Here is a 13593-nt window from a genome sequence, read left to right on the forward strand (position 1 = left end):
TTTTCAAAAAAATTTTAATTATTACCGTCGCTTACGTTCCGACCCTCGAAAAAGCGGGATTATTCAGCCGGCGGAACGTAGCCGTCAGCCTTGGCGTATTCCTCGCCGGAAAAGAACTTGTCCATCTCGCCCTGAAGATATTTGCGGTCTTCGGCGTTCATCATGTTCAGGCGTTTTTCGTTGATCAGCAGGGTCTGGTGCTTTTGCCAGTCTGCCCAGGCTTTGGCCGAGACGTGGTCAAAAATGTCCTGACCTTTTGCGCCTGGAAATGGAGCGCGCTCCAGGGCGGGCAATTCTTCTTTGTACTTGCGGCACATGATGGTGCGGGTCATGACGACTCTCCTGCGTTCAATACGGCGGCCGCGCGTTCGAGCAAGGTTTTGACCGGGGCGGCAAGGCCCAGGCGCGGCGGGGTGGCGAGGTTATACCAGAGCCAGTCGGCCTCGGCCACGTGATGGCCGGCCTCCTGGACCTGAACCAGCCAGGGTTCGATGGACAACTGAAAATGACTGAAGGTGTGTACCAGGCTCGGCAGCGCCTGTTGGCTGCCAAGCTCCAGCGAATGCTGCGAAGCCAGATGTTGCAGGTCGTCGAGGTCGTCGAGTTCCGGCAGGCTCCATAAACCACCCCACAAGCCCGTGGAAGGGCGACGGTAAAGCAGAATCGCGCCTTCGCCGTTGGTGAGCATCGGCATCAGCGTGCGCTTCTGTGGCACGGCTTTGCGCGGCTTGGGGATCGGGTAGCGCGTCTCCAGGCCAAGCATGTGCGCTTCGCAGCCCTTTTCGAGCGGGCAGAGCAGGCAGCTCGGCTTGCTGCGGGTGCAAAGTGTGGCGCCCAGATCCATCATCGCCTGGGTGTAGGCGTTGACCCGATCATGCGGTGTAAAGCGCTCAGCGTTCGCCCACAGCTGTTTGGCGACCTTTGGCTCGCCCGGATAACCCTCTTGCGCGGTAAAGCGCGCCAGCACCCGTTTGACGTTGCCGTCGAGGATCGGCGCCCGCAGGCCCATGCTCAGGCTGGCGATGGCGCCCGCCGTGGACAGGCCGATGCCCGGTAGATCCGTGAGTTTTTCCACATCGCGGGGAAACTCGCCACCGTACTGCTCGACGACAATCTTCGCGGTCTTCTGCAAATTGCGCGCACGGGTGTAGTAACCGAGGCCGGTCCACAGGTGCAGAACTTCGTCTTCCGGCGCGGCGGCCAGGGCTTCGACCGTCGGCAACGAGGCCATGAAGCGGTCGAAGTAGTTCAGCACGGTGCTGACCTGGGTCTGCTGCAACATGATTTCCGAGACCCACACCCGATAGGGGGTGATGCCTTGTTGCCAGGGCAAGTCGTGGCGGCCGTGGCGGTCGTACCAGTCCAGCACCGCCGATGAAAACTGCTCGGCTCTCATCGCTTGAACAGCCCCTTCAACGCGTTTTTCAGTTCAGGGCTGACCTTGTCGCCAAGCTTCTCGTCGATTTTTTCGCTGATCCGTTCGCCGGCCAGTTTGCTCGCGACCTCGCCCATGCGTTCGTTATCGAGGCGGCAAGCCTTGGCGCCCAGTTCCAGCGGACCACGGCAGCGCAGCGGCCACTCGATGCCGACGAACTTCTCGCCGACCTGGCAGGCAGGGTCCGGCATGTCGCTCTTGTCGCCTTCGACGATAACGCCCACGCGATAGTCCATGCCCAACACCCGAAAATCGACATCGCCGTCGCCGTTGACGGTCATGCCCGGGATGCGCACTTTCAGGTCCGGGTTGCTGGCCACGCCGTTACGGAAGGTCAGGTTGCCCTTGAGCTCCTGGAACGGTGTGTCCTTGCCCCGAGGCTCGCCGCTGAGGGATTTACGGTTCAGGGTGGCGATGCCTTTGCACAGCTGTTGTTCGAGGTTGGCATTGAGCAGCACGCCGTTGTTGATGACGAAACTGGCGTTGCCGTTGAGGGTTTCGATCAGCGCTTTCTGGCTGTTGCCGTTGCCGGTCAGGTTGCTGTTGAGCGTCACCAGACCTTTGACCGGTGGATTTTTACCTTGGCTTTCAAGGATTTTTTCCACCGGCACTTTGCTGATGCTCGTCTGCATGTTCAGCGCTGGCACCTGTTGGCGCACGTCGAGCGTACCTTTGGCGTCGAAGTTGCCGTCGTACAGGTCGCCGCGAAGGCTTTCCAGTGTCAGCAGACCGCCTTGGCCTGTGGCTTTGAGCGCAGCGTTCTGGATCGGCAATTTATCGAGGGTCAGCTGGCCGAAGGTCAGGTCAGCGTCTACGTCGAGTTTGCTCAGGCGTTCCACCGGCAGCAGGCGCTCGTTGCTCCACGCGTCTTTGGTCGGTGCTTGCGGTAGCGGCGTGCTGCCCGGACCAGCCAAGGCATCGGCTTCGGTGCTGGCCACTTCGGCCTGACGCACCTGCGTCGCGCTACTGGCTTCGGCGGATTTTGGCGGCAGGTAACGGTCGACGTTGAAGGTGTCGGCCTTGAGGGTCGCCCGCAGCGATTGTTTGGCGAAGTCCTCGACGGCGATGCGGCCACTGAAGGTGCTGTCATCGACTTTCAGGTTGATGTTGTCGAGCACCACGCTGGTCGGCGTGCCAGCCAGACGGCTGACTAACTCGACTTTGCTCAGGCTACCGTCAGCCATCGCCGGAAGCTTCTGGCCGATGCTGTCGACGAATTTCGCCAGATCGAACTGGGCGATCGACAGGCCGCCGCTGATTTGCGGGGTTTTGTCGAGGTCGTTGACCTTCAGTTCACCCAATGCGCGCAGTTGGTTGGCAGAGATCTTGATGCCAGTCCATTCGGCGACGTTCGCGGCTTTATCGAGCAGTAACTGGCCCTGGGCGGCGAAGGTTATGGTTTTGCCTTGCAGCGGATCGCCAGCCACTTCGCCAGAGAGTTTCATGTCTTCGAGTTTGTAGCGCTGCAGTGCGCGCTCGAAACGCAGTTCGCCGTTGAGCTCGGTACGGACACGCAAGACCGGCTGGTTGGTGCCCAGGAACGCGGTGAGCTTGACCGGGATGTTCGTGGAGTCATGCACCGGGCCGGTACTCAGCTGGATGCTTTCGGCGCTGAATTGCTTGCCGGTTTTTTCGTCGCTGTATTCAACGCGGGCGTTGTTGACGGTCAGGCTGTCGATGTCCAGGCGAATCGGCTGCGCCGGTTTTTCCGCTTGGGCGGTGGTCTCGGTCGCTGGTTCGCCAGTGGTCGCGGGCGGAGTGGCCGGCGCCGGTACCTTGCCGATGTCTTGCCAGTTGCCGTGACCGTCCTTGTCGCGGGTCAGGCGCAGGTTCAGGCCTTCGACGCGCACATCGCTCATCTGCACTTCACGGCGCAGCAGCGGCAGCACACGGACCGACAAGCCAAGCATCTGCAAGTCAGCGAACGGCTCGGTGGGTTTGGCCAGGGTCGCGACGCTGGCTTCGTGCAATTCCAGGCCCAGCCACGGGAACAGGCTCCAACCGATATCGCCATTGAGCGTCAGCTCGATGTGGGCCTTGTCGCGGGCTATCTGGCGAATCTCGTCTTTATAGTCGTTGGGATCAAAGAGGTGGGTCAGGGCAAAGCCCAGCGCCACAATGATCAGCAACAGCCCGAGAAGTACCAGACCCAGGATTTTGCCGAACGCTTTCATGGGCGAGTCCTTGTAGTTAGTCGAATTCGAAATTTAGCCGGGGAGTATAGCGCTCCGCAGCGGACGACCGGTCAGCGATCACGTCGGCAATACATCCAGCGGTATTTTCAGTTTGGCCGCCAGCGCTTGCGCCTCCAGATGCCCGGCAGGCGCCAGCAAGCGCAATGTCGCGCCCGATTGCGACGCCATTTTCTGCGCTTCATTCACCAGGCGCTCGGCCACGCCACGACGACGGGTGATTTTTCGTACACATAGTTGGGACAGACGCCAGGCATCCGAGTGCCGTTGCAGGCGTGCCGCGCCCAAAAGCCTATCGTTGAAGCGGCCGGCGATCAGCGAACCGTCCAGCAGGCAGCTTTCGATCAACTGCAAATCTCCGGCAAACGGGGCAAACAGCCAGTCCGGCGCATCGCGGTAGATCTTCTGCAGATCTTGCTGATCCTGATAAGTGGCTTCGTTTAGCGGCTCGACAATGATCGGCATGAGGGCTCCTTCAGGTACGAGAACTGATGACATACAAAAGGTGATGTCACTTTGATTTTTCTGTCACGTACAGATGGTAACCTTTGCCGGTTCGTCCGTCCTTCTGCGACGTGATATCGCACCAAAATGGAGCTTCACCTCAAAAACAGTCATGCGTGCGCATAAAGGCTGGGGGTGAGGAGCGCTGACGAACCATTCTAATAATTGGGGGATACACAATGACCACGAGCATCACGGCGGACGGCCTCAAAGCCGACCAGCCCGCGTTCCTGTCCAAGGAACGCATCATCGCCAAGCCCGGTTTCAACCGTTGGCTGGTACCACCGGCCGCTCTGGCCATCCACCTGTGCATCGGCATGGCCTACGGCTTTTCGGTGTTCTGGTTGCCACTGTCCAAAGCCTTGGGCGTGACCAAGGCAGTGGCCTGCGCGCCGGACATGAGCTTCATCTCGCAAGTCTTCTCGTCCCAATGTGACTGGCCGATCTCGATGCTCGGCTGGATCTACACCCTGTTCTTCATCTTCCTCGGTTGCTCGGCCGCCATCTGGGGCGGCTGGCTGGAACACGCCGGGCCACGCAAAGCTGGCGTTGTATCGGCACTGTGTTGGTGTGGCGGTCTGCTGATTTCAGCGCTGGGGGTCTATACCCACCAGATATGGCTGATGTGGATCGGCTCCGGGGTCATTGGCGGTATCGGCCTGGGCCTGGGTTACATCTCGCCGGTCTCGACCTTGATCAAGTGGTTCCCGGACAAGCGCGGCATGGCGACCGGCATGGCGATCATGGGCTTCGGTGGTGGCGCGATGGTTGGTGCTCCGCTGGCCGCAGCCTTGATGGGCCACTTCGCTTCGCCAACCAGCGTCGGCGTATGGCAGAGCTTCCTGGTGATGGCCGCGATCTACTTCGTGTTCATGATCGGTGGCGCACTGTCCTACCGCGTTCCGCCAACCGGCTGGAAGCCTGAAGGCTGGACGGCTCCGGCGAAGAAAGCTTCCAACGCGATGATCACCCACCGTCACGTCCACGTGAACGTGGCGTGGAAAACCCCGCAATTCCGTCTGGTGTGGCTGGTGCTGTGCCTGAACGTTTCGGCGGGTATCGGCATCCTCGGCATGGCTTCGCCGCTGTTGCAGGAAGTATTCGCCGGTAAATTGCTGGGCACTGACCAGACGTTTGGTCAACTGGACGCTGGGCAACTGGCCTCGATCGCTGCGATTGCTGCCGGATTTACTGGTTTGCTGAGTCTGTTCAACATCGGTGGCCGGTTCTTCTGGGCCTCGTTCTCGGATTACCTGGGCCGCAAAAACACCTATTTCGTGTTCTTCGCCCTCGGTTTCGCGCTGTACGCGTTGATCCCGAACCTCGGTCACCTGGGCAACGTTGCGCTGTTCGTAGCGGCCTTCTGCATCATCCTGTCGATGTACGGCGGTGGTTTTGCGACTGTCCCTGCGTATCTCGCGGACCTGTTCGGTACGCAAATGGTCGGCGCGATCCACGGTCGTCTGCTGACTGCCTGGGCGGCGGCGGGTGTGTTGGGTCCGGTGTTGGTGAACTACCTGCGTGAGTATCAGTTGAGCATCGGCGTTGAACGCGCCGCGGCTTACGACATCACCCTGTACATCCTTGCGGGCCTGCTGGTGCTGGGTTTCATCTGCAACCTGCTGGTGCGTCCGGTGGCTGACAAGTACTTCATGACCGACGCTGAGCTGGCTGCCGAACAGGCGCTGGGCCACGACAAAGGTGCTGACAGCAGCACCGTATTGGAGTGGAAAGCGGATGCGGGCACCAAGCCTTTGGCGGTGGCTGCGTGGCTGGTGGTAGGGATTCCGTTGGCGTGGGGTGTTTGGGTGACCCTGCAGAAAACCGCAGTACTGTTCCACTAACGCAAAACCCCTGTGGGAGCGGGCTTGCTCGCGAAAGCGGTGTGTCAGTCGACATTGATGTTGGCTGACACACCGCTTTCGCGAGCAAGCCCGCTCCCACATTTGATCTCCTCAAGGTACAGAATCTGGGTTTGCTGGCTTGTACTGACATGTCTATCCCCGACAACACGGGATTCACTCCGTCAGTGAAATCACCTCCCGTGTTTCTGTTTGGCGCCCGCGCCCCTATAATGGATGCCTTTTTCGCCCAATGATTTTGCGGAGCTGGTGATGGCCGAACGTAAGGCGTCAGTTGAGCGCGACACTCTGGAAACCCAGATCAAAGCCTCGATCAACCTGGATGGCACCGGAAAGGCCCGATTTGATATCGGTGTTCCTTTTCTTGAGCACATGCTGGACCAGATCGCCCGTCACGGGCTGATCGACCTGGATATTGTCAGCAAGGGCGACCTGCATATCGACGACCACCACACGGTGGAAGACGTCGGTATCACCCTGGGTCAGGCATTCACCAAAGCCATCGGCGACAAAAAAGGCATCCGTCGCTACGGCCATGCCTACGTGCCGCTCGATGAAGCGCTGTCGCGCGTGGTGATCGACTTCTCCGGCCGTCCTGGCCTGCAGATGCATGTTCCTTATACCCGCGCCACCGTCGGCGGTTTCGACGTTGACCTGTTCCAGGAATTCTTCCAGGGCTTCGTCAACCACGCCAACGTCAGCCTGCACATCGACAATCTGCGTGGGCACAACACCCACCACCAGATCGAGACCGTGTTCAAGGCTTTCGGCCGCGCACTGCGCATGGCCGTAGAGCTCGATGACCGCATGGCCGGTCAGATGCCGTCGACCAAAGGCGTTCTGTAATGCAGACGGTCGCGGTTATCGATTACGGCATGGGCAACCTGCACTCGGTGGCCAAGGCCCTCGAGCACGTCGGTGCCGGCAAGGTCTTGATCACCAGTGATGCCGACGTGATTCGCGAAGCCGACCGGGTGGTATTTCCCGGTGTCGGCGCGATTCGCGATTGCATGGCGGAGATCCGTCGCCTGGGCTTCGATTCGCTGGTGCGCGAAGTCAGCCAGGACCGCCCGTTCCTCGGCATCTGCGTCGGCATGCAAGCCTTGCTCGACAGCAGTGAAGAGAACGACGGCGTCGACTGCATCGGCCTGTTTCCGGGCGCGGTGAAGTTCTTTGGCAAAGACCTGCACGAAGATGGCGAACACCTGAAAGTCCCGCACATGGGCTGGAACGAAGTGAAGCAGACGGTCACACATCCGCTGTGGCACAACATTCCGGACCTGGCGCGTTTCTACTTCGTGCACAGCTACTACATCGCTGCCGGCAACCCGCGGCAAGTGGTGGGTGGCGGTCACTACGGTGTCGATTTCGCCGCGGCGCTGGCCGATGGCTCGCGTTTCGCCGTGCAGTTCCACCCGGAGAAGAGCCATACCCATGGCCTGCAATTGCTGCAGAACTTCGCCGCGTGGGATGGTCGCTGGTAAATGGCCGTCAAGAAATCCAAACCGCCGATCCTGACCCTCACTCCTGAACAGGAGAACGAGGCCAATCACAAGATCAAGCGCTTTATGGAAGATCGTTTCGAACTGGACCTGGGTTCGTTCGAAGCGGCTGAAATCCTTGAGCTGTTTACCCGTGAAATTGCGCCGCACTATTACAACAGGGCGATTTTCGATGTGCAGACGCACCTCAAAGAGAGGTTCGAAAGCATCGAAAGCGACTTGTGGGCGCTCGAGAAAAACTGATTTCCGAGCGAAGCTGAACACTCGAATTTGAAGGTTTGCCAGATGCTGATTATTCCCGCTATCGATCTCAAGGACGGTGCCTGTGTTCGTCTGCGCCAGGGCCGCATGGAAGATTCCACGGTGTTCTCGGATGATCCGGTGAGCATGGCTGCCAAGTGGGTGGAGGGCGGTTGCCGTCGTCTGCATCTGGTCGACCTGAACGGCGCCTTCGAAGGCCAGCCGGTCAACGGCGAAGTGGTCACCGCCATCGCCAAGCGCTACCCGAACCTTCCGATCCAGATCGGCGGCGGTATCCGCTCTCTGGAAACCATCGAACACTACGTGAAAGCGGGCGTGAGCTACGTGATCATCGGCACCAAAGCCGTGAAAGATCCGGCTTTCGTTGCTGAAGCTTGCCGCGCGTTCCCGGGCAAAGTGATCGTCGGTCTGGATGCTAAAGACGGTTTTGTCGCCACTGACGGCTGGGCTGAAATCAGCACCATTCAGGTGATCGACCTGGCCAAGCAATTCGAAGCCGACGGCGTGTCCGCGATCGTTTATACCGACATCGCCAAAGACGGCATGATGCAGGGCTGCAACGTACCGTTCACCGCTGCGCTGGCCGCTGCGACGAAGATTCCGGTCATCGCTTCGGGCGGTATCCACAATCTGGGTGACATCAAGTCGCTGCTCGACGCCAGGGCGCCAGGCATCATCGGCGCCATCACTGGCCGGGCGATCTACGAAGGCACTCTCGATGTCGCTGAAGCGCAAGCTTTCTGCGATTCGTACAAAGGCTGAGGACTGACCATGGCGCTGGCCAAACGCATCATCCCTTGCCTGGACGTGGATAACGGCCGGGTGGTCAAGGGCGTCAAGTTCGAGAACATCCGCGATGCTGGTGACCCGGTGGAAATCGCCCGTCGCTACGACGAGCAGGGTGCCGACGAGATTACTTTTCTCGACATCACCGCCAGCGTCGATGGCCGCGACACCACGCTGCATACCGTCGAGCGTATGGCCAGCCAGGTGTTCATCCCGCTGACCGTGGGTGGCGGTGTGCGTACCGTGCAGGACATTCGCAATCTGCTGAATGCTGGCGCGGACAAGGTTTCGATCAACACTGCTGCGGTATTCAATCCTGAGTTTGTTGGTGAAGCGGCTCAGCATTTCGGTTCGCAGTGCATCGTCGTTGCCATCGACGCGAAGAAGGTTTCACTGCCGGGCGAAACCCCGCGCTGGGAAATCTTCACTCACGGCGGTCGCAAGCCTACCGGTCTCGACGCCGTTGAATGGGCGAAGAAGATGGAAGGCCTCGGTGCCGGTGAAATCCTGCTGACCAGCATGGACCAGGACGGCATGAAAAACGGCTTCGACCTGGGCGTCACCCGCGCCATCAGCGATGCGCTGGGGATTCCGGTAATCGCGTCCGGCGGCGTCGGCAACCTGCAGCATTTGGCCGACGGCATTATCGAAGGCCACGCCAGCGCCGTATTGGCGGCGAGTATTTTCCACTTCGGCGAATACACCGTGCAGGAAGCCAAGGCCTACATGGCTCATCGCGGCATCGTGATGCGCTAAACAAACCGATACAGGCCAGTGGACATCATGGCGGGCTCAGGGCACTCTTGGGTACGCCATGGATTTCGGTAGCCAGACATGCTTAGACGCCTTCTTCTTGCCCTCGCCGGTGCTTCTCTATTGCTCGTCAATGGGGCACATGCCGCAGAAAATCCCGACACCGGCCTGGTGTTGCTGACTGAAAATTTCCCCCCCTACAACATGGCGAAGAACGGCAAGAACTTCGCTCAGGACGAGAACATCAATGGCATCGCGGTGGACATCGTCCGCGAGATGTTTAAACGCGCCGAAGTCACCTACAGCCTGACGCTGCGTTTCCCTTGGGAGCGAATCTACAAACTCGCCCTGGAGAAGCCCGGTTACGGCGTATTTGTGATGGCGCGGTTGCCGGACCGCGAGAACCTGTTCAAGTGGGTTGGCCCGATCGGGCCGGATGACTGGATCATGCTGGCCAAGGCCGATAGCAAGATCAGCCTGGAGTCGTTGGAGCAGGCGCGCAAATACAAGATTGGTGCGTATAAAGGCGATGCGATTGCCGAGACGTTGGCCAAGCAGGGATTGAAGCCGATAGTCGTGCTGCGGGATCAGGACAACGCGAAGAAGCTGGTCAATGGCCAGATTGATCTGTGGGCCACGGGTGATCCGGCCGGACGTTACCTGGCTCGCCAGGACGGTGTGACCGGGCTCAAGACCGTGCTGCGATTTAACAGCGCCGAGTTGTACCTGGCATTGAACAAGGACGTGCCGGATGACGTCGTCGCCAAGCTTCAGGCAGCGCTGGATCAGCTGCGCAAGGAAGGCGTGGTGGACGACATCATGGCGAAGTATCTGTAACCATCACTTCGATACAACCTGAGACGGAGCCGGCGTCGCGCTCAAGTACACGGCACTTGTAAACACGTTATTCAACATCGCCCTTGTCAGCTGCAGTTCCCCTGAGGCGACGCCGATAATGCACAGTGCATGTGCGCCGCTTTGTGGCCCGATTTCAGTATTGATGTAAGCATCTTCAGCGCTGATGGCGGCGCTGTAATTGTCGGAAACTTTGCAGTCCCTGGCGTTATGGACCGTTTTGTAGCGATAGAAGGGCGCCTCGAGGGAGAACCTGAAGTCCCACGTAGGCTATACGATCTGCTCATCCGCGTTTTGCGTTCTATGAACGTATGACTTGAGCTTCCAGGGCTCCGTGACAGTCAGCTCGACCGGCTCCAACGAACAGTTCGCCCCATCGCTGGTGAAGACACCGTCAATAAAGCAGTTGTGCAGAAAGTTGGCAGAGTAGCTGTAGTTGAAACGGGCGGCCTTGCAAGACGTCGAGTGCTCACAATCTGGCGGCGCTGGGGTATTGCGCGAGATCACGACTTTACTGACGATGCCGGTGATTTCATTGGTGCGGCGGTTCAGCATCGGGCTGCCGGAGCTGCCACCGTGAAGGTCGCAGTTGTTTTTCATGGCCAAAGGGAACACCCCGGGGTGATCGATGAACGTTCCGGCGGTTTGTTCAGCGCAGGCACTCAGTCGAAGCCCTTGTTCGGTAAAGCCGCCCGGCGCGCCAATGTTAAGCGCATCATGACTCTCGTTGGTTTGATGGGACGCCAGCTTGAGCGGGTTGACCCCGGCCTGTATCAGCGACGCCAATGTTGCGTCGACCTCCAGTACTGCAAGATCGGTCCCGACCAGACTGCTCCATCGGGCAGTCCGGATGGCGTATCGGCGCTTACGCTGTGGCATGTCATGAAAGTAGTGGAAGGTGACGTTGGCTTTAAAAGGCAGATTGGTCCGCGCCGAACCGTACTGAAACAACACGCAATGACCGCTGGTGAGCAGGTAAGCAGGGCCGGTGGCTCGGCCTTGCCTGTTTCGCGTATCCAGTAGAACGGCGCTGCAGGTCAAGCCCGATTGGAGATTGAGTCGTCCCACGCCGCTCCAGAGTTCATAAAGATGTTCGCTGTTTTGCAGTGCCCTTGACGGTGAGTCGTTGACGGCGCCTTCGCCCAGATCGCGGGCCTGCACTGCGGAAATAGCTAGCAGGCCAATCAGGCCTGCGAAGCAAAAGAAGCTAAGGTATTTCATGTCCATTCCTTGGTGATGAAATTCAGGGTGAGCGCTATCGTGGCACGCGGCTGTGTACCGGCAGGTATAAATAGTTATCGCGAAATGGAGTGGGCTGCGAGGAATTATCGGGCAGTCGGGAGGCGGTACTGGCCATCCTTGCCGTGCGCTGCCGTTGCACGATTGCCGCGCACGCTGATCATCTGTTTGATGTCGATCCAGTCAATACCCTGAGCTTTGAGTTTGGGTAATTCACGTTCAAGTACCGCTAATGTCTGCGGATACGGATGCCCGATCATCACCGCAGAACCCTGTTTGCGCGCCAGGCTGATAGCCGTCTGTAGCTGAGTAAAGATCGCGGCTTCAGTGGGCTCGTCATCCAGGAACACATCCCGCGAAACGCTCGCCAAACCGATCTTCTGCGCCTCGGCGGCCGCCACGGTTTGCGCACTGGTGCGGCTGTCGACGAAGAACTTGTGTCGGCGCTGCAAGTCCGCCATCAGCCAGGCCATGGCCGGTTGCTGAACGGTCATGCGGCTGCCCATGTGGTTGTTGATGCCAGCGGTATACGGCACAGCCTGGAACGCCGCGTTCAGGCGCTTTTCGAGTTCTTCGATGGGCAAGTCGGGATGCCAGGCGAACGGGCCGGTGGCCGGGTCCATCGGCATGTGCAGGATGACGATCTTGCCGGCGCGGTGAGCTTCGCGGGCGAATTCGGTGGCGTGGGGTGTGTCGGGCATGATCGCCGTGGTCACCGGACCGGGCAGGGCCAATACGCGACGATCCCGGGGCAGGTTCTGCCCCAGGTCATCGATGATCAGAGTGATGTAGGCCTTTTGAGGGGCAGGCGCCGCGTGAGCGACACCCGCCAGACAGCACAGCAAGCCGAGGATGAACCGCAGGCGCATCTCAGCGGCCGGAGGTGATGCTCAACCCTTTGAGCAGGCTCAGGGCCTGGGCCAATTGGTAGTCGTCATCCTGCGGCATCGCCTTGGCTTTGCCACTGGAGCTGGTCGGTTTGTCGGCGCCGCCGTTGCCATTGCCCAGGTGACCTTGCAGATCGGCTTCCTTGAAGTACTCGCCGTCCTGCTCGTTGGTGATCTTGGCCTTGCGCACTTCGATGTCCGGGACGATGCCCTGAGCCTGGATCGAGCGGCCGTTCGGCGTGTAATACAGCGCCGTGGTGATCTTCAGTGCGCGGTCGTTGTTCAGCGGCAGCACGGTTTGTACCGAGCCTTTGCCGAAACTGGTGGTGCCCATGACCACCGCGCGTTTCTGATCCTGCAAGGCGCCGGCGACAATTTCCGAGGCCGAGGCGCTGCCGCCGTTGATCAGCGCGACCATTGGCACGGCTTCGCTTTCGTCCTTGCCGGTGGCGGAGAAACGCAGTTCGGAGTTGGCGATACGGCCCTTGGTGTAAACGATCAGGCCCTTGGTGATGAAGTGGTCGACCACTTCCACCGCCGCTTGCAGCACGCCGCCCGGGTTGTTACGCAGGTCGAGGATGATGCCTTTGAGCTTCTTGCCGTTGTCCTTGCGCAGCTTGGCCAGGGCCTTGGAGACCTCTTCGCCGGTCTTGACCTGGAACTGGGTGATGCGGATGTAGCCGTAGCCGGACTCCAGCAGCTGGCTCTTCACGCTCTTCACTTGAATGATGGCGCGGGCCAGGGTCACGTCAAACGGTGTACCGCCGTCGCGCACCAGGGTCAGGGTGATTTTCTGGCCGATCTTGCCGCGCATCTTGTCCACGGCTTCGGTCATGCTCTGGCCGCGGGTCGGCTGGCCGTTGATCTTGACGATGAAGTCGCCGGCCTGAATGCCAGCCTTGGAGGCCGGGGTGTCATCGATCGGCGAAACCACCTTGATGAAACCGTCTTCGGCGCCAACTTCGATGCCCAGGCCGCCGAATTCGCCGCTGGTGCTTTCCTGCAATTCAGCGAAGTCTTCCGGGCCCAGGTAGGCGGAGTGCGGGTCGAGGTTGCTGAGCATGCCTTTGATGGCGTTTTCCAGCAGGGTCTTGTCGTCCACCGGCTCGACATAGGCAGCCTTGATCCGATCCATGACCTCGGCAAAGGTGCGCAACTCTTCCAGCGGCAATGGCGCCTTGGTGGTCGCAGCAGTGCCCGCAGGCGCGACCGCCGGGGCCGGTTGAGCGGCGAACGCCAGAGGCGCGCCGATCACCAGGGCGATCGTCAGGGCCAGCGAGGTAAGGCGGGACAAATGCAGCATGTCGAACGAACTCC

At 59.8% G+C, this 13593-nt stretch carries 14 protein-coding genes; 7 read left to right on the top strand and 7 right to left on the bottom strand.

What is annotated here, in order from left to right; translation table 11 throughout:
* Positions 1-59: 59 nt before the first annotated feature.
* The 4 genes from E3W21_RS10375 to E3W21_RS10390 form a co-directional block, all read right to left on the bottom strand.
* Positions 60-332 carry an oxidative damage protection protein gene (locus E3W21_RS10375; protein ID WP_008149405.1) on the bottom strand — a complete coding sequence of 91 codons (273 nt, stop codon included), beginning with the start codon at positions 330-332 and terminating at the stop codon, positions 60-62.
* Entirely contained in the window at positions 329-1396 is a 1068-nt protein-coding gene (gene mutY, locus E3W21_RS10380; RefSeq protein WP_134419592.1) for an A/G-specific adenine glycosylase, read from the bottom strand. The genes E3W21_RS10375 and mutY overlap by 4 nt, the downstream gene beginning before the upstream one ends.
* Positions 1393-3609, bottom strand: coding sequence for an AsmA family protein (locus tag E3W21_RS10385; protein ID WP_134419594.1), 2217 nt, complete (start codon positions 3607-3609; stop codon positions 1393-1395). Before E3W21_RS10385 ends, mutY begins: the two co-directional genes overlap by 4 nt.
* Before the next feature lie 78 nt (positions 3610-3687).
* Positions 3688-4092 (bottom strand): acetyl-CoA sensor PanZ family protein, encoded by a 405-nt coding sequence (locus E3W21_RS10390; protein WP_134419596.1) that lies wholly within the window; start codon positions 4090-4092, stop codon positions 3688-3690.
* 218 nt (positions 4093-4310) lie between these two features.
* On the opposite strand from E3W21_RS10390, the gene E3W21_RS10395 reads away from it, so the two are divergent.
* From E3W21_RS10395 to E3W21_RS10425, 7 genes are all read left to right on the top strand, one after another.
* Positions 4311-5975: an OFA family MFS transporter gene (locus E3W21_RS10395; RefSeq protein ID WP_033058296.1), complete on the top strand. Its 1665-nt coding sequence runs from the start codon at positions 4311-4313 to the stop codon at positions 5973-5975.
* A 270-nt stretch (positions 5976-6245) separates the two neighbouring features.
* Positions 6246-6839, top strand: a complete 594-nt coding sequence (gene hisB, locus E3W21_RS10400; RefSeq protein WP_129439274.1) for an imidazoleglycerol-phosphate dehydratase HisB — start codon at positions 6246-6248, stop codon at positions 6837-6839.
* Positions 6839-7477, top strand: coding sequence for an imidazole glycerol phosphate synthase subunit HisH (gene hisH / locus E3W21_RS10405; RefSeq protein ID WP_076028989.1), 639 nt, complete (start codon positions 6839-6841; stop codon positions 7475-7477). The genes hisB and hisH overlap by 1 nt, the downstream gene beginning before the upstream one ends.
* Positions 7478-7738 carry a DUF2164 domain-containing protein gene (locus E3W21_RS10410; protein WP_054616495.1) on the top strand — a complete coding sequence of 87 codons (261 nt, stop codon included), beginning with the start codon at positions 7478-7480 and terminating at the stop codon, positions 7736-7738.
* Between the two features lie 42 nt (positions 7739-7780).
* A complete protein-coding gene (gene hisA / locus E3W21_RS10415) occupies positions 7781-8518 on the top strand; it encodes a 1-(5-phosphoribosyl)-5-[(5-phosphoribosylamino)methylideneamino]imidazole-4-carboxamide isomerase (protein ID WP_129439272.1) in 738 nt (245 codons plus the stop codon).
* A gap of 9 nt (positions 8519-8527) precedes the next feature.
* Positions 8528-9298: an imidazole glycerol phosphate synthase subunit HisF gene (hisF, locus tag E3W21_RS10420; RefSeq protein ID WP_121731627.1), complete on the top strand. Its 771-nt coding sequence runs from the start codon at positions 8528-8530 to the stop codon at positions 9296-9298.
* A 78-nt stretch (positions 9299-9376) separates the two neighbouring features.
* Positions 9377-10132 carry an ABC transporter substrate-binding protein gene (locus E3W21_RS10425; RefSeq protein ID WP_129439270.1) on the top strand — a complete coding sequence of 252 codons (756 nt, stop codon included), beginning with the start codon at positions 9377-9379 and terminating at the stop codon, positions 10130-10132.
* A gap of 288 nt (positions 10133-10420) precedes the next feature.
* Here E3W21_RS10425 and E3W21_RS10430 read toward each other — a convergent pair whose 3' ends face one another.
* From E3W21_RS10430 to E3W21_RS10440, 3 genes are all read right to left on the bottom strand, one after another.
* A complete protein-coding gene (locus tag E3W21_RS10430; protein WP_256661541.1) occupies positions 10421-11371 on the bottom strand; it encodes a serine protease in 951 nt (316 codons plus the stop codon).
* Positions 11372-11475: 104 nt separating this feature from the next.
* A complete protein-coding gene (locus tag E3W21_RS10435) occupies positions 11476-12258 on the bottom strand; it encodes a divergent polysaccharide deacetylase family protein (RefSeq protein WP_134419598.1) in 783 nt (260 codons plus the stop codon).
* A gap of 1 nt (position 12259) precedes the next feature.
* Entirely contained in the window at positions 12260-13579 is a 1320-nt protein-coding gene (locus tag E3W21_RS10440) for a S41 family peptidase (RefSeq protein WP_129445084.1), read from the bottom strand.
* Positions 13580-13593: the final 14 nt, after the last annotated feature.

Origin of the sequence: Pseudomonas sp. F01002, assembly GCF_004402115.1 — a bacterium.
Classification (GTDB): Bacteria; Pseudomonadota; Gammaproteobacteria; order Pseudomonadales; family Pseudomonadaceae; genus Aquipseudomonas; species Aquipseudomonas frigoris.